The following is a 16,232-nucleotide window of genomic DNA, read 5'->3' as shown; positions in this document are numbered from 1 at the left end:
AGGCTGAGTCGGCCTCAATGCGCAGCTTCTGTTCGTCCTGCAAGGCGCCGCTCGTCTTGCCCAGATCCCCCGTCAGCTTGGTCACGCCGTCAGCGGTGACCGTCAGCTTTTCGCCCTGCTTGGACACAGCTGTGTCCAGAGCAAAGACAGCATTGGCCTGGGCGATCATCTGGTTGGCCGAATTGCCTGGCGTGAAGGAAGATGGCGCCGAAGCTTCGCCGACCTTTTCTTCGAGCATGACCCCGTCGAACCATGTCGTTCCCGCGGCCGAGCCGTTCTGGGTGTAGAACACCAGACTGGCAGGCCCAGTCAGCGCGCCTGGTGCAGTTATGACGCAGCTCACGCGGGCCAGCGTGGTGCTCACGTCCACACTACCCAGCCCAACCTCCGTTGCCCCTCCGGAGGTGTTCTGGTACCGCAGACGGACCGCCACGTTGTGCGCTGCACTGCCCTTCATCCAGGCCGAGAAGATGTAGCGCTTCCCCGGCACCAGCCGCAGCGTGTAGTTGGCGGCGCTGTCGGCCAAGTACAGCCACCCCGAGCCGGCACTTGAGTCAGCCTTGAGCAGGTAGCCCGAATAGGCGGAGTCGTCCTTTTGCGCTGTTGTCGTCACCTGCGCCGCACTGTGGATGCCCGGCAGCCTCTCGGAAAAGGTGGAGTACTGCGCGGGCAACAGGTTGCTGCCAGCACCACCAATCGCGTTCAGCTTGCTGGTGATGTCCGTGAGCGTGCCGCCTGCTGCGTAGATGTCTCTTTCGGTCTGGGTGACGCGCCCACCGAGCTGGTTCAGCGCCGTGGTACTGGCCTTGGAGCCGAGGCCATTGGCCGGGCTGCTTATCGTGTTCTCCAGGAAGGTGGCGCGGTCGGACACGCTTTCGATCTTCTCCCCCTGCTTCGTCGTGGTGGAGGTAAGCGAATCCACAGCCTGAGAGGTCGCCGACTGGTCGCCTGCTATGACCTGTCCATTATCCCGCCACCCTGTAGCACGCGATGACTGCTCCAGCTGAGCCCTGTCCACCTCCATGAACGCGGTGCTGATCGAGTCAGTGCCATAGCAGGTCACGAAGAAGTTGCATTCCACAGTGCCGTCCGGCACCACAGCGCTCAACGAGATGCGCGCAAACTCGCCTGATGCGACGGTGAAACTCCCTACCGGTCCGGAGATACCGCTGCCCGCGCTGTTCAAGAACTGAATCTCAGGCCGGGCATTGAGACCTGCCGTGCCGCGCATGTAGGCCGAGAACGTGACCGGCGTTCCGGGCTTCAGCGCGACGCGCCGATTGCCTGGGTTGCCGATGCGCGCCCAAACACTGGCGCTGAGGCCCGTCACGTTTATGCGCTGTGCCCACTCCTTCGGGTTCAGCGCAGAAGCCACCACAGAAGGCGATACCGTGGCGCCCGAGCCGCTGGCGACCGCCCAGCCGTCAGCCAAACCATTCGTGCCCGGTTTCTCGAACGATGGGTTGTAGATCAGATTCTCGCCGCCTACGTCGCCAATGCTGTTGCGCAGCTCGGTAATTTGCCCCGATGCACTGGTGATGGCGCCTTCGCTAACCGTTACCTTGGCGTCCAGTGCGGCGGTGGCGGCGGCATTGGCCAGGCTCTGATCGAAGCTGTTGCCGGGTACATAGGTCGATGGCTCGGTCGCACCGTTCACCACCGGCTCGACCATGATGCGGTCAACCCAGACTGACCGATTTGCCACGCCCGAGCGGTTGAGCTGGATAGCCAGGATCATCTGCGAGCCGGCGAATGCACTCGCGCTCATGTCGGCGACGTAGGAGTACCGGGTCCATCCGGCAGTCAGTGCCTGCTGAACAACGCCAGGGTTATCGTACGAACTACCGTCGTTCTGGAACCCTCGCAGGTACAGCGCGATGACGTGTCCGGCCACGCTGGCCTTGGCGTAATACGACACGATGTACTTCTGCCGCTTGGCGCCCATGTTGGCATCGCCCAGGTTGGTCGCCTTCGAGAAGAAGGCAGTCAGCGCGCTGGAGGTGGTTGACCAGTCGAACTTCAAGGCATACCCGCGCAGTGCGGCGCTATCGGCTACCGTAGTTGCGGCATAGCTGCTACCCGCCAGGGTCGGCGGTGTCTTTCCGAACACGCTGTACTCGGCAGGCAGCAGATTGACACCGCTGGCACCCAGGTTGGCAAGGCTGGCATCGATCCGTGTGAGGGAGGAGCCTTGCGCGGTGATGTCACGCCCCTGTTGATCGACCGTGCTTTTCATGGCGCTGACCGCAGACGCATCGGCTTTCTTGGCCACTTCGCTCAAGGCCGACGCTGCAGCTGCTGCGGCCTCGGTCGCCACCTTGTCGGTGACGGCAGCCCAGGCCGACCCGGTCCAGCGCTTCGGCGTATTGCCGTTGCCGGTGGTATCAATCCATAGGTTCTGGGCGGCCTGGTCCGCCGTCGCCGGCGCGGCAGCTTGGACAATGACTTTCCCCTTCCCGCCTGCCAATGAGTTCGCGGCCTCGGCAGCCTTCTGCGCTTTGCTCACATTGCTATCGGTTGTGGTCAGGCTGTTGGTCAACTGGGTAATGGATCCCGACTGGGAGGTCAGTGACGACTCGGTCTGGTCCACCCGCCCTGACAGACTTTGAACGGCGGAGGAAACGGCGGCCGCTGCGTCGACATTGACCGCGCCGTTATCTCGCCAGCCACTCATAGAGGGGCTGAACTCCAATTGGCACCGGTCTACCTCAAGGAACGCCGAGCTGATCGCTGCGGTGCCGTAGCAGGTGACAAAGAAGTTGCACTCAACTGTTCCCTGCGGCGCCACAGCACTGTGCGACAAACGGGCATAGTCCGCGGTCACCGAGGTATTGGCGGCCACAGGCGTACCGCTGATACCACTGCCGTCGGAGGTGAGAAATTGAATCTCGCACCGCACGCCCAAGCCGGCCGTACCGCGAGCATATGCCGACAGGGTTACAGCAGTGCCTGGGCTGACTTTGATCCGCCTGTTCCCAGGGTTCCCGATCCTGGCCCAGGCCGACGTTGATACCCCCGTCACATCGATGCGCTGAGCAGACTCTCCAGAGGCGAGAGCTGAGGGCACAATGCTCGGATTGACGGTGACGCCACTTCCGCCTGCCCGCGCCCACCCATCGGCCAGGCCGCCGATACCGGGCTTCTCGAAGGAGGGGTTGTAGATCCAGTTTTCCCCGCCAAGCTGGCCGATTGTGGAGTTGATTGCGACCAGGGATTGCCCCTGCGACGTGAGCGTCTGCCCCTGCTGCTTCACCTCGTTGCTCAGGGACTGAACCGTCGACGAGTCGGCCTTCTTGTCTACGGTGTCTTTGAGCGAGGTCAGCGTCTGGCTCTGTGAACTGATCAGCTGATCCTGCGCCTTGTCCTTGTCTTCGGTCGCCGTCACCCGGCTGGTCACCTGGGTCAGCGCCTGTGAACTGGCCTTGCCGTCGATCGCGGTCTGCATGCCGCTCAAGGTGGAGCCCTGGGAAGTCAGGTCACGGCCCTGCTGGTCGACCGTCAGCTTCAGCGAGTTGACAGCGCTGGCATCGGCCTTCTTCGCCACGTTGTCGTTGGTGGTGTTGAGGCTCGCCTGGAAGCCATCGACCTTGCCCGACGTGGCCGTGACCTTGTCGCCCAGGGTGGTGACGTCGGTCTGCAGCTTGGTGACGCTCGCGGCGGTACCGGCAGCAGTGACGACGGCCTGGCCTACGTCGGTCCAGTAGGTGGCGTTCGGCGGCGGCGTGTTCAGCGGTACCGCCTTGAGGGCCTGGTACAGCTTACCGTCACTGCCCAAGGCGCTCTGGTTGGTGCTGTAGGTCTTGTCCTTGCGGTACGGCAGCGACCCGGCCAGCGTCGAAACGGCGGTGATCTGCTGCTGCAGCTCGGACTTGGCGTCGGCCATGTTCTTGCTGAGTGTGGAGACCTGCCCCTCAAGCGTGCTCTTGACGCCGGCCAGCGTGTTGTTGACGTCGCTGATCTGCCTGGCCAGCTCGGTCTTGGCGCTGCCTACTCGCTCGTTGACCGAGCCCGGGCCGTTGCCATCGATCAGCTTGATTTTCTCGATCTCGCTGGTCAGCGCCTTGCCTAGCTCGCTCGCAGTGATCTGGTCCTTGATCTGCTCGAGGATCGGCCCGGCATCCGCGCTGGCCATACCGGCCACCAGGGTGGTGCCGCTCGGGAACCACGGCCCGATGTTGCCCGACTTGTCGACCAGGCGTGCCCAGAAGTAGAACCGCTGGCCAGCGCGCAGGCCCTGGAGCGTGTGCTTGTCCTGCGGGTAGGCCAGGTCGGCCAGCTTGGTGGCTTTGGCCAGGTCCGTGCCTTCGCTGTACCACAGCTCGGTGCGCTGGGTGTCTTCCGCACCTGGTGGGAAAGCCCAGGCCAGACCGATGGCAAACAGCAGGCTTTCGGCGGTGAGGCTGGTGATCGAAGGCGGCAGACCTTTCTTGCCGTTGAGCTGGGTCAGCACCGAGCTTTTCCAGGTCGACGAAATGTCGTAGGCGCTCACTGCCCGCACCTGGGCCAGGTAGGCGCCGGCGTAGATGCCAGTCACGTCGATCGAAGTGGCGCCGGCGCGCTGTAGGCGGACCCAGTTGCCATTGTCCTTGCGCCACTCCACCTCATAGGCCACCGCGCCGGCAACAGCCGCCCACGAAATGGTCATGGTGTTCACGGCGATGCCCTGGTCGATCATGTAGCTCGACGCCAGCGTGACGCTTGCCGGCGGCTGCACGGTGGTTACCGGGATGACGCTGATCGGGCGCTCATCGAGCTTGGCGCCCGTGTCGATCGCAGCGAACTTGCTCGGGTTGAACTCGAGGGCAGTGATCTCGTACTGGCCCTTGTCGGTGCGCGTGGTCCTCAGCACACGGAAGAGCTGGACGGCCAGGTCCTGGTAGTCGATCGCCCATTGCAGTTGAGCTTCGGGCTGGGTCGAGTAGGCCGTGGTCACGGTGACGGCTCGGCCGCTGACCGATCTCACCGTGCGCGCCTGGGCGGTACCGTTGGGCAAGTTCACGATCAGCCGATCGCCGGCCTTGATCGGCGTGTCACGGTCCAGCGTGATAACCAACCCGGCAACAGCAGAGATCCGCCCGCCGTTTGGGCGGCCTGCTACAAGCTCATCGGCCACAGGGATCACGTAGCCTGGCAGCGGGATACGCCCCTCCATGCCGGTCCTGAACGTGACGGTACGATCCTGGCTGTTGCTCAGCAGCGCCCACTTGCCGCGACGCTGCGCCTCGCTGGCACGCGTGCAGCCGATGGCGGAGATCTCGATCGGACGGTCGCGGAATCGACGCTGCAGACTGACGTCTGTGGATGGGATGACGTCGGTTTCGTAGTTGTTGGCTGGGTTGTCATAGCTGACCAGCGCACGGCTGTAGTGCGAGTTGCGCTCGGCGCCGCCGTACACGAAGTCTCCGCCTACCACGTTGGATCGGGTGAAGACGTAGTCGATGTCTTGGGAGCGTGGCATGTCCGCCTGCATGAACAGCGCGCCGTGCGCCCAGTACACCATGCCCCGGTAGATGGCCGACAGGTCGCGCAACAGCACCCAAGCCTCGGAACGACCCTGCAGGTTCATATCGCACAGGAACCGCGGCTCCGTGCCGCCCACGCCATCGGGTACCCGCTGATCGCAATACTGCGCGATCCGGTACATCTCCCACTTGTCGACCATCCACGGCTTGATGCGCTTGCCCAGACCGAATCGGTCCTCGACGCACAGGCCATAGGTGACGAAGGCTGGGTTATTGGTCCAGGCCTGTTTGAACGTCCCGTCCCAAATGCCAGTGTACGTTCGGGCGATGGGGTCATAGTTGCTGGGTACCGGCCAACGCTTGGCCTTGCACTTGACCGTCACGGCAGGGATGTTCTGGAACTGCTGCGCATCGAACTCGATGTAGAGCAACGCGGTGTTCGGGTAGCAGAGTTTTTCGTCGATGATCTCGGTATAGCCGGCCACTGTCATGGTGTCGGCGATCGCGCCCTTGTTGGCATTGGGTGTGATGCGACGAACACGCATCATCCAGCCCGAGGTAGACGCGGGCAAATTCACCCGGATGGAGCGCTGATAGCCGTTGGCGCTCTTGCCATCCACCGCGCCTCGATGAGCCTCAACATAAGCCCCACCATCGGTGGCGATGTCGATGGCGTACTCGATGCGGTAGCCGTTGGTGTTGCCGTTGCTGTCTTGGCTGAGCAGGCGTGGCCAAGATAGCCGCACCCGTACAGCTGACAACTTCGTGTCGCTCAAGGCACGCGTGAATGGGCTGTCGCTTCGCAGTTCGACGCCTACAGAATTCTCGTTCTCCACGGCTGGGATGCCTTGGATGTAACTCTGCTCAACCGAGCCGCTTCGCCATTCCCACTTGACCCCTGGAAAGTTCACGTTGCCGCTGGCATCCATGATCGGCGTGTTGTCCAAGTAGATATCACGGTCCGTTGGCTTGCCCTCGAATTCACCCTCCCCCACTGCCAGTAGGATTTTCGCGATGTTGGTGGACTGCAAACTGTCGGGCGCCTCGACGGGCGACTTGGGTTTGCTCTCGCCGCCCTTGGCGCCGGTAATTTCCAGGTGAGGTACTTCGCCCATACTTTCCTCCGGGCAGAAAAAAACCGCCCGGAGGCGGCTGGTTTGCTGGTTCGGCCTCAGGCCTTGTCTTGCGCTTCGATCGAGGCGGAAATAATGGCGCCTCCCCAACGGCGATCGCCAATGCAGATCGGGACTGGGTTACCGCTGGCAGTGGTGTTCCTGGCACTACCAAAGGCATAGGACGGCTTGTTTTCAGCTGCAGCACTCAGTGATAAGCCCTGGGCCTGGGGACTAAGCATCTGGATGACGCCGCCGATGGCCATCGATGCGCCCACCGCTGCTGCAACTCCCCAACCACCAGCCCCAGCAGCGAAGGCGGCTCCCAGTCCGCCAGTCGCGATGGTTGCGGCAGCAATGAGGGCTATTCCAACAACAGTTTGCAATAAGCCGCCACGCTTGCTCCCACCGACCACTGGAACAATACGCAGCTCGCGAACACCACTGCGGTCAAATGCATCCGCTCCAACATTTTGTCGATTCCGAAATATCGCGAACTGTAGGCCCAAACTGTCGAGGCGACGGATCTCGTCTTCGAATCCTGCCAGCGTGGCTTTCAAGGCTTGGAAAGCCTCCCAGGTGCCACCACTATCGAGTTGTCGCTGGTGAGTACGACCAAACTTCTGAGCCAATGAGCCGGACAGCTTAATGATTGTCATAGGCGTGTAATGAATCTCTGAACCAGGCATCTTTACCTCCGGGCATTAAAAAACCGCCCGAAGGCGGTTTGATTAAAGGCAGCTCTCAACTGCCTCAGTTCGTCGGTTTTTTCTCCAGTCCATCAAGCCGGTCTGGAAGTAAAGACGTACTTGGGTTTCGCTGCTTTTAGCACTAAAGTCCGCAAACTCAACTTCCCCCGCGCTGATAACAGTTTTCCCGCCATCAGCCGATGGTTGTAACGTCGCAGAGTAATGACCCCCCATCAGAGATTGATTCTGCCAGGCGAACAAGACGCATTCTGCGACTTGATCCAGGGGTTTCGTGCTGTTGCCAGTAAAGGCCGGTCCAGCAGCACGCTTCTCATTCATCGAGGCGCATCCGCCCAAGAGCGCGAGGCTCAGTATCGTGACCATTACGCGCATGGCATCACTCCTTGAAAAGGCGGAATGTATCACTTGGCGTCGTGATGACGCAGCACCAGTCGTGTGCGCTCGAGCCATGGGCCGCCGAACACGATCACCTCCGACAGCCGCCCCAGCAGGTGATGCAACATGAAGGGGCCGGTACCGAAGACAGCAGACTCCTCGCCAGGCAACCGCGGATCATCGCCCAGGAAGATCCCGGCATGGTTCGGATGCGCCGTCCGGCCCACGGCCATGACGATCATGTCGCCACGCGCAGGCTGGTCGACCCGGTAGAAGCCTGCCGCCTCGTAGGCTTCCTCGTAGAGGCTTGGCCCATCGGCCTTTTCCCACCACCCTTCCTCGCGGGCGTAGGCTGGGAACTCCAGGCCCCACTCGCGTTGGTACCAGTCCGCGCAGGCCTGCCAGCAGTCCCAGGCGCCGTGCACGAATGGCCGGGCCAGCAACGGGGTGTTGCCCGTGGGAACGATGGTGCGCAAGTCGCCCTCGGGCCATGACAGGATGTGCCAGGGCAGCGCCGTCGCTTCGCACATCGCCAGGTCGCGGGCGGATGGCCTGCTAGTGGCGTCGGGGTGGGAGTGCACGATGCCGATCACCTGGCCCTGGTCTTCGGCGTCGGCATACTGCTCGGGCGAGATACGAAACTCCTCGCCTGGCTCAGCTGCGGTGTTCTCGCAGGCGATGTAACGGTGGGCCTTCCCTGCCGCCACGATCAGGCCGCAGGCCTCGCGCGGGTATTCGGCTGCAGCATGCGCTTGCACGGCAGCCAGGATGTGCTTGTGCATGGTCAACTCCGCGCGATCAGGGAGACGGCTGGAAAGCCGCCGAAGGGGACCGGATTTCCTCGGCCAAACCGCACCGTGCACCCGGAGTCGAGACAGCCGTTGCACTGGTCCTTGGCAGGGTCCGTCGTGGGCTTGCCGTCCATGTCGTAGTAGGGGCCGGTATACCCACAGTTCGGCCCCCGGTAGCCGTTGGTCATGGCCCAGTGGCAGAGCTGGGTCATCTGCCGGCCGATCGTTTCGCCCCCGATATCACCAGGACTGGCAAGCTCCCAGCCAACCGCGGTGCCGTTCTCCGACACCTTCTGATCGATGTACCAGATCTCGACCGCCTCCTCGTTCGGGTCGGCTGTGGGGTTGCCGTCCGGAAAGTTGGTCGCATCCAGGTACTGCGCCAGCGTGTGGTGCATGGTCAGCTTGAACTCGAGCAGGTCATCGAAGGCCAGGCACAGGGCCGTCACCCTCCCGTTGACGTTGCCCACGGTCAGGGTCGGCCGCACAGCCGATCCATCGGAGTTCGCCTCGATGCCCTTGAGCTCGAGCGGCCAGGCGCCGTACTCCTTGCCCTGCCACCAGAGAGACTTGGCCGGCAGCTTGTCGGCGTTCGCCCCGGCGGCGGCCAGCTCCTGGGCGGTGTGTGGTATGGCGTGGCCGTGGAAGCGAAGGACATCGGCGCCGAAGTCAGAGCCATCCAGCTCCAGCAGGATGATCTCGGCGCCAGGCTCAAGCTTTTGAAACTGACTGATCAAGCTCATGGGTGATAGGCCCTTTCGAAAGTCGCGGTCAACTGGAAGACCTGGCCGGGCTGCGCCTGCTTGCGGTGCTTCTCGCAGCGGTACAAGCCCAGCTCACCACCAGGTGGTGTCCAGAGGAAAGCCCGGATGCCACCGTGTGCACGGATGAAGTCTTGGATGGGTTTGATCTCCTCGGCCAGGCCGCCGAAGGACAGATCCCAGCTGTCCTCCTCGATGTTCAGGCCGTCGCCACTGACCTGGGTGTAGCCGTCGCCAAACTGCGACTTGCGGGTGCGCATCGTGCTGTCACAGGTCGCCGAGTCATCCGGCGCCCACTTGAATGTCTGGATTGCCATCAGCCCCTCCTGATGCTGTTACGGTAACTGGTGCCGCCCGGGCGCCAGGAGTCAGCGACGGCACGCTCGGCCACGCTCTGCATCTGCGACTGCATGCTCTGTTGCAGCGCCGTTTCATCCAGGTGCATGCCTTCGTTGCTGCGGTCCTCGACGGTGAGGTAGGTTGGCGCGCTGACCTGCACGACCGTGCTCCCGCCGCCTCCCCCACCGCCTACCATCTGCACGCCTAAGGAGCCGTCTGGACCGCGCGCCAGAGGCATGATCGCCTCGGGACCAGCCTCACCCATGACGCCCAGGCCGCCGCCTGCCATGCCGAAGGCAGTCGGCGTGTTGAGCACGCTGTTGGTGAACGCGCCGCCCTTGGCGAACATCTGCACGCCATCGGACCAGGCGCCGCCCAGTGCCTGGAAGTAGGCACTGGAGTAGCCGGCCTGGGAGGCGCCCAGGTTTGACGAGATCGCACCCGCCGAGCCTGCTTCCATGCCGTTACCTGCGCCACCGCCGAAGTAGGCACCGGCCATGGAGATGCCCATTTTCACCACGCCACTCAGCAACGAGCTGGCCGCCTGCTGGCTGGCGATCCTGGCCATGTCCGAGAGCACGCTGACGGTGAAGCTCTTGAAGTTGGCCTTCCCGGTCAACGCGAACTCAGCGACCGCATCCCGAGCCGAGTTGAATCCAGTGGTCAGCATGTCGTCTGTGGCGCCGGCGACGTTGGCGGCATCGGCCTGGATGTTCGCCCAAGCACGCTTGGCGCCGTTGCGGTAGTCGCTCTGTGCCTGCAGGCGCGCTTCGAATCCGTCGACCTCCATCTGCAGCTCGCGCACCTGGTAGTCGGCAAGATCGGCTAGGCGCTGTTGGTAGGTCTCCTCGCTGAGCCGGCGAGAGCTGTCTTCCTGCTGCTCCTCCAGCTGGCGCCGGGCCTCGGCATACTTCTGGCGGACACCATTCAGGCGGTCGGCCTGCTCGCGCTCCTGGTCACCCATGCCCACACCGGTCACGTCAGCATCGATGGCATCCTGGCGGGTCTGCAGCACCACCTCCATTGCCTTGCGGTAGGCCTCGGCGCTGTTGCGTCGGGCCTCGGCCAGTGCCTTTTCCTCGGCCGCCTGCTTTTGCAGGGCGGGCTGAGCATAGGCCTGGTTCAGGTTCTGGATGCCCTGCTCCAGCTCGGCGGCCGTGATCTTTCCAGCAGCCTGGGCCTTTCGCAGGCCCTGGACGCCTTCGGCCAGGTCTTCGAGCCGCTTCTTCTCGGGTAGTGCCCGGTCGATGATGGCGTCGAGCGCCTTGATCTCATCGTTGAGCGCCTTGGTGCGCGTCTTGCTGCTGGTGGTGGCGTCCTTATTCGCCTTCTTCTGCACCTCGATCGCAGACGCCGCCGACAGGATGGCCAGGCGATCCGTCTCGGTGAGGTCAGCATTCTCGGCGATGTACCGGTTGGCGATCTTCGTGGCATCGCCGTTGTCCTGCAGGCCGGCCAGCTGCTTCTGCAGCGTTTCCAGATAGGTCTGACCAGCCGTACTCATGCCGGTCTTGGCAGCGTTGTTCTGTTGCGTGGCCGCGGTGTTCTCGTTCGTTACACCGGTGAGCGTGCGCAGTGTCTGGGCGATCTGGTTCGAACGCTGATCCGCATCGCTGACGGCGCCAGCCTGGGTGAGCCAGTTCTGGATCGTGCTGGCGGGGAGCTGGAGCCGGGCGCCGACCTCCTGCAGGATGGGCGCCAGGTCTCCGCCAGCGGCGCGCGCTTCCTTGAGCCGGGCGATGACCTGCTCATACTCGGCAAGCTGCTTCGTGTACTGGCCGCCTGAGTCACGCACCGGGGCGGTGACTGTGGCCGAGCGGATCGAGCGGGACAGGTCGCCGTAGGCATCCTTGACGCTTTCGACCGCCGTGACCTGTTCCTGCTGCCACTTGACCAGAGCCGCCTCGCGCTGGTCACGATTCAGCTTCTGGAACTCCTCACGCACCTCGGACAGAGGCCGCTTGAGTTCCTCGAGGCTGACGCCCGCCTTGTCGGTGTTATCGCTCAGCAGCAGAAAGCTCGCTGCAGCGGTACCGGCCATCAGGGCCAGCCCAAGCGGGCCGCCCAGCGCACCCAGCAGGCCACCGGTCGCGGCGCGCGTGAGGTTGGCCTGGGCGATGGCCAAGGCGTCAGTAGAGGCCTTTAGCGCTGCCTGCTTGGGAATCAGCTCGCTCTGCACCAGGGAAAGGCGTTGCAGCCCGGTCGCCGCGGCGACGGACGCCTCCGCCTGCTGAAGCTGGGCCTGGGCGTAGAGACGCTGGGCGTCTGCGGCGCGCAGGGCAGCTTGAGCATTCTGGACCTCGGCGGCGCGCTGCATGAGCCCAGCCTTGAGCGCCAGCCCGGACTTGGCCACGTAGTTGACCAGGGCCGCGACGCCTGCGCCAGCCATCGCAGCTGCCACCACGTTGACGTTGTCGGCCAAGGCGATCAGCAGGCTGGACAGCCCAGCCACGGCGCCGGTGCGCTCCTCCATGCTCGCCAGGAAGGTGCCAACTGCGTTGTTGATGTTCACCAGCGCGTCCTGAACGCTGGTGGACATTTCAGCCGCAGCCTTGCGGTTGGCCTCTACCGTGCCCAGCAGGCCGGTGTTGAGGTCATCCAGCGAGAGCTTGCCCTCGACACCCAGCTTGCGGATCTGCTCGGCGCTCTTGCCAGTGGCCGAGGCGATCGCGTTGACGATCGTCGGCATCGCGTCCTGGATCGAGACCCAGCCATCGGCCTCGACCTTGCCGGTCTGCAACGCCTTCGAGTAGGCGTCGAGTGCAGACCCGGCCTTGTCGGCGGCCGCAGCGTTGGTCACCAGCAGGAAGCTGAAGCTGTCGGTGATGTCGAGTGTCTGCTGGGTGTTGAAGCCCAGGCTGCGCATGACGTCTGCCGTGCGGATGTACAGCTCCTGCGCTTCGGCCAGGGGCCGGTAGGTTTCCTGGGCAGTCTGCAGCAGGTGCTCCTGCACCATCTGGTATTCGCCAGCACTGCCAGCGGCGGCCTGCATGCGGTCGGACATCTGCCCGTAGGCGTCCACCTGCTTGATGATGCCACCGATCAGGCCTGCACCAGCCACAGCCGCGAACGCGCCGCGCATCAGCGCACCGGCCTGCTGGGCTGCACCGCCAGCACGGTCGAATGCCGAGTCTACCTGGGACAGGCTGCGATCGATGGACCTGGCGTTGCGCTCCACCACCGAATCGGCGTTGGCCAGCTCGCGGCGCAGCTGAGCTGTGGTCGCCTCGATCTGGACCAGCATGCCCTGGACTTGTTGGTCAGCCATTCATTTCTCCAAGCCAGCGCGGCTGTATGGGTTCTACGCTTCTCCACGTCCGCGCATGAAGGCCTTGAGCCGATCAGCAACGCTGGCCTTCTTGGTCTGGGCAGGGGCTGGTCGCCCGGTAGGAGTGCTACGGTTCAGGTTCATCCAGTCCAGCCGCGCATTGAGCGTCATCATGAGCTGGGGTATGGGGGTGTGCCAGGCGGTTTCAGGCGGCCAGCCAAGCCAGCCGGTGGCCACGCCGAACAGGTAGTCGACGTAGCTGCCGTTCTTCACTGCGCTGTGCTGTCCGCCTCGGTCTTTCCCTGGGCGACAACGCTCGGCGGTACCGGGTTGAGCAGCACGGTGATGAAGCTGGTCAGCTGGGCCGACACCTTGGAGACGCCGGTTTCGAACACCTGGTTGGCCACCACCGTGTGTTCCTCTGGCTTGAGCGTGGCGCCAGCGATGACGATGTCGGCGCAGGCGGCGATGCTCATCAGGCGCATGGCCTCGAGCGCCCCACGCAGACCGCCGAAACGGGCCTCGATGCGCAGTGCCGCGTCCAGCGTTGGCTTGAGGGTGTAGGTCCGTGCGCCAAGCTGCACGGTGACGGTGCCGTAGAGGGCATCACTCATCTGGTTGTCTCACAAGGTGAGGGGCCGAGGCCCCATGGTTAGGCAGTCGCCACGCCCGGCAGGATCTCGAGGATGTCCGAGTTGATGGCGATGGTGAGGTTGCGGCGCACGACGTTGTCTGCTGCACCAGGCGCGACCGTGTTGTTCATGACCTTGCCGCGCATGTAGAACGTGGTCGGCAGGATGACCGGGTTGGCAGTGGGGTCGCCGTCGTTGAGCGTGATCTTGAGGTTGTAGTCCCCCTTGCTCCGATCCTTGTGGGCGGTCTTGACGGCCTTCTGGCCGGCATCGCCGTTGTCCAGGCCTACGGTGACGGTCAAGTCGCCGGCATCGGCCGTACCCTTGTACTTGCGCACCCGGCCATCGCTCAGCGAGGTGAAGGTGACCGAGCTGAAGGTGTCCCCGAACTCACCCAGGTCTTCGATCTCGCCGATCCCGATGTAGGTGTCTTTCTTGTAATCAGCCTCGGTGTTGGCGCCGGTTTTTCCGCCCAGGCTCAGGCGGCAGCCTGCGGCGGTGTTCAGATTGTCAGGCATGGCAAAGTCTCCAAATGCACTGGATAGAGCCGCGTGGCGGCAGGTAAATGGATCAGTGGGTGGTGATCACGCGAACGGTGATCGAACCCTGGTAGGTCACCCCGTCGGCGTCTCGCTGCGCACCGACCTGCTCGACCCGAACGGAGACGGCCCGTCCGACCGACAAGGCCAGTGGTCGCTCGTCCAACGCGGCAACGATCTCGCCGTTGATGCGCTTGACCTCAGCCTGGCCGATGGCATTCGACCAGACCGAGAGGTAGATCAGCCGCTGCTCACGCTTGCGCCCGGCAATGGGCGAGGTGTTCACAGCGATCTCGCTGTCGATCGACACGTAGGGCATGGGCGCGTCCATCGGTGCCCCGTCGTAGACCGGACAGCTCACCTCGGCATCGAGACGAGCAAACAGCGCTTCCTGGAGGGAGACGGCTGGATCAGCCATTGCCCACCCCCTGGCTTGCCTTGCGCAACGTGCGCCGGATAGCCGTCTCGATGTCGATCAGCACGTACTCGCGGTTGACCTGCATCGCAGGGCGCAACCACGGATGCGCCGGCCGGGCCGGGATGTCTGGATATTTGCCGAAGAAGTGCACGCCATCGCTCTTGTTCTTCGCTCGGCGGTTGCGGTTGCCCGAACGCTTGCCGCCCACATACCCCTTGGTCCCGTACTCGATGAAGCGCAGGTAGAAGAACTTGCGGTTGTCGCGTTTGCCCCGGATGCCGATCTGGGCGTCCAGTCCGCTTGGGGACACATACACTTTCAACGCCTCGGCAGCGGCGCCCGTGTCCCTGGGGATCATCTGTCGCATGCTCGCCAACACACGGTCGGCGGACTTCTGCATGGCCGGCTTGAGCTCGTTGTCCATGTTCTTGTGGATGTTGCGCAGCGTGCGGCGCAGCTTGATGTCGCCGCGCAGACTGGAACGGCGGGCCATGGGACTACTCCTTGGTCTGGGCAGCCTTGGCGGGCTTGTCGACCTTGTCGGGGACGGCTTCGGCGTAGCCTCGGGCGATGAGGCCCTCGGCCTCCTCCTTCGTCACCTCGAACTCATCGCCTTGCTCGCGCTCGCCATTGGCGCCGGTCAGCGGGCCGAGTGCTCGAATTTTCATGATTCACCTCATGGATTGGGGACCGACGAGCACAGAAGTCTCATCAAGGTCTGCTCGTTATCGGGTAGCACGGCCTCCACCTGGTAGGTGGTGCCGCGTCGGGTTAAGCGCCAGCCCGCGGCGATGTCACTGCGGGGCCGGACGATGATTTCAGCTGTCACCACAGCGTCCAGCTTCTCGGCAACTGCGATCAGACGGCCACTGGGAGACCGGATTTCAGCCCACAGGTGATCCGGGGTCGCAGGCTTCCATACCTGCACAGCACCGCCAGAGGCGTTCCGTTCTCGATGTGGGAAGGTCACCAGGCAACGATGCCGAAGCGGCCCGGCCCTCATATGCCCCACCCGACCCGGTACGGTGTCAGCAGTGCCTGCGAGCCTCTGGGCAGCTCGGCAGCGATGGTGCCGATCACCACGTCTTCGCGGTTGGCGTACAGGTGGCCCAGGATCAGCAGGCACGCCGATTTGAATGGCGCGTTGCTGAGCATGGGCTTCTCGCCGGCAACTTCGGCTGCGATCGCCTCAGCCAGCGACTGCGCATCGGCGTAGACCTGGCGGTTGAGATAGTCCATGGCCGACTGCTCAGCGGAGTCGATCAGCAGCTGCAGGTAATCGTCGTCATCGTCTGGATCACGCAGGTGGGCGCGGGCCTGCGCCATGCTGATCACTGACATGGCTCACTCCTCCAGCGGAGTGCGCGATACCAAGCTCCGGCGCTCGAGGTCTTCGGCGTGGAGCCGCGGCACCAGGTAGCCCGGACCACCACGCCGACGCAGCTCGCCCTCGTCCATGAACGAGCGCAGCGGGTAAACCTTGACCTGGGCCGGGTTCACCTCTGCCGGCGCGCTCGAGGTGAGTTCGTCCAGCCCTGCCGTATCCGCGGCGGCACCTGCAGCATCCTCGGCCGAGGGGGCAACCGGCGCCAGCTGTACCGGCAGCTCGGTCGGCGGGCCGCCAGGTTCTTGCGCAGCGCTGGCGCCCGGGTCAACGCCGGGCACAGCGGTTGCCACACCGCCCGCAGCCGCATCTGCACCGCTGGTGTCGCTGCCGCTGGGCGGCGAGTTCTCGACCTGATCTCCGGGAACCGGTGTAGCCTGCTCCGGTACCGGGCTGGGTTTGTCCTGCTTCTTGGTGTTGGCCATGAGATCGCTCCTGTGC

At 63.8% G+C, this 16,232-nt stretch carries 16 protein-coding genes; all 16 read right to left on the bottom strand.

Features of this window, described 5'->3' with window-relative positions; all coding sequences use genetic code 11:
* Nucleotides 1-6,577 (bottom strand): TipJ family phage tail tip protein (gene gpJ / locus G7007_RS22655; RefSeq protein ID WP_181100635.1); only part of this gene is annotated, 6,577 nt, incomplete at its 3' end.
* A gap of 56 nt (nt 6,578-6,633) precedes the next feature.
* Nucleotides 6,634-7,263, bottom strand: coding sequence for a tail assembly protein (locus G7007_RS08300; protein ID WP_181100633.1), 630 nt, complete (start codon nt 7,261-7,263; stop codon nt 6,634-6,636).
* Nucleotides 7,264-7,305: 42 nt separating this feature from the next.
* Nucleotides 7,306-7,656, bottom strand: coding sequence for a hypothetical protein (locus G7007_RS08295; protein WP_181100631.1), 351 nt, complete (start codon nt 7,654-7,656; stop codon nt 7,306-7,308).
* Between the two features lie 29 nt (nt 7,657-7,685).
* On the bottom strand, nt 7,686-8,441 hold the full coding sequence (locus G7007_RS08290; protein WP_181100629.1) for a C40 family peptidase: 756 nt from the start codon (nt 8,439-8,441) through the stop codon (nt 7,686-7,688).
* 2 nt (nt 8,442-8,443) lie between these two features.
* Nucleotides 8,444-9,193 (bottom strand): phage minor tail protein L, encoded by a 750-nt coding sequence (locus G7007_RS08285; protein ID WP_181100628.1) that lies wholly within the window; start codon nt 9,191-9,193, stop codon nt 8,444-8,446.
* Nucleotides 9,190-9,528: a phage tail protein gene (locus G7007_RS08280; RefSeq protein WP_181100626.1), complete on the bottom strand. Its 339-nt coding sequence runs from the start codon at nt 9,526-9,528 to the stop codon at nt 9,190-9,192. Before G7007_RS08280 ends, G7007_RS08285 begins: the two co-directional genes overlap by 4 nt.
* Nucleotides 9,528-12,818 (bottom strand): phage tail tape measure protein, encoded by a 3,291-nt coding sequence (locus tag G7007_RS08275; protein WP_181100624.1) that lies wholly within the window; start codon nt 12,816-12,818, stop codon nt 9,528-9,530. The genes G7007_RS08280 and G7007_RS08275 overlap by 1 nt, the downstream gene beginning before the upstream one ends.
* A 33-nt stretch (nt 12,819-12,851) precedes the next feature.
* Nucleotides 12,852-13,091: a hypothetical protein gene (locus G7007_RS08270; RefSeq protein WP_181100623.1), complete on the bottom strand. Its 240-nt coding sequence runs from the start codon at nt 13,089-13,091 to the stop codon at nt 12,852-12,854.
* Nucleotides 13,088-13,432, bottom strand: a complete 345-nt coding sequence (locus G7007_RS08265; RefSeq protein WP_181100621.1) for a hypothetical protein — start codon at nt 13,430-13,432, stop codon at nt 13,088-13,090. The genes G7007_RS08270 and G7007_RS08265 overlap by 4 nt, the downstream gene beginning before the upstream one ends.
* A gap of 38 nt (nt 13,433-13,470) precedes the next feature.
* The gene (locus G7007_RS08260; protein ID WP_181100619.1) at nt 13,471-13,968 is read right to left on the bottom strand and encodes a hypothetical protein; all 498 of its coding nucleotides are present in this window, start codon (nt 13,966-13,968) and stop codon (nt 13,471-13,473) included.
* Between the two features lie 52 nt (nt 13,969-14,020).
* Complete coding sequence (locus tag G7007_RS08255) at nt 14,021-14,407, bottom strand: DUF3168 domain-containing protein (RefSeq protein ID WP_181100617.1); 387 nt, start codon at nt 14,405-14,407, stop codon at nt 14,021-14,023.
* A complete protein-coding gene (locus G7007_RS08250) occupies nt 14,400-14,900 on the bottom strand; it encodes an HK97-gp10 family putative phage morphogenesis protein (protein ID WP_181100616.1) in 501 nt (166 codons plus the stop codon). Before G7007_RS08250 ends, G7007_RS08255 begins: the two co-directional genes overlap by 8 nt.
* A gap of 4 nt (nt 14,901-14,904) precedes the next feature.
* Nucleotides 14,905-15,075, bottom strand: a complete 171-nt coding sequence (locus G7007_RS08245) for a DUF7210 family protein (protein WP_181100615.1) — start codon at nt 15,073-15,075, stop codon at nt 14,905-14,907.
* 8 nt (nt 15,076-15,083) lie between these two features.
* Nucleotides 15,084-15,410 (bottom strand): phage head closure protein, encoded by a 327-nt coding sequence (locus tag G7007_RS08240; RefSeq protein WP_181100613.1) that lies wholly within the window; start codon nt 15,408-15,410, stop codon nt 15,084-15,086.
* Nucleotides 15,407-15,748: a head-tail connector protein gene (locus G7007_RS08235; RefSeq protein WP_181100612.1), complete on the bottom strand. Its 342-nt coding sequence runs from the start codon at nt 15,746-15,748 to the stop codon at nt 15,407-15,409. The genes G7007_RS08240 and G7007_RS08235 overlap by 4 nt, the downstream gene beginning before the upstream one ends.
* A gap of 3 nt (nt 15,749-15,751) precedes the next feature.
* Nucleotides 15,752-16,216 (bottom strand): hypothetical protein, encoded by a 465-nt coding sequence (locus tag G7007_RS08230; RefSeq protein WP_181100610.1) that lies wholly within the window; start codon nt 16,214-16,216, stop codon nt 15,752-15,754.
* Nucleotides 16,217-16,232 lie beyond the last annotated feature (16 nt).

The organism is Pseudomonas entomophila (genome assembly GCF_013523125.1).
Taxonomy (GTDB): domain Bacteria; phylum Pseudomonadota; class Gammaproteobacteria; order Pseudomonadales; family Pseudomonadaceae; genus Aquipseudomonas; species Aquipseudomonas entomophila_B.
Note: the sequence above shows the minus strand (reverse complement) of the source record. Positions and strands in the feature narration are given on the sequence as shown.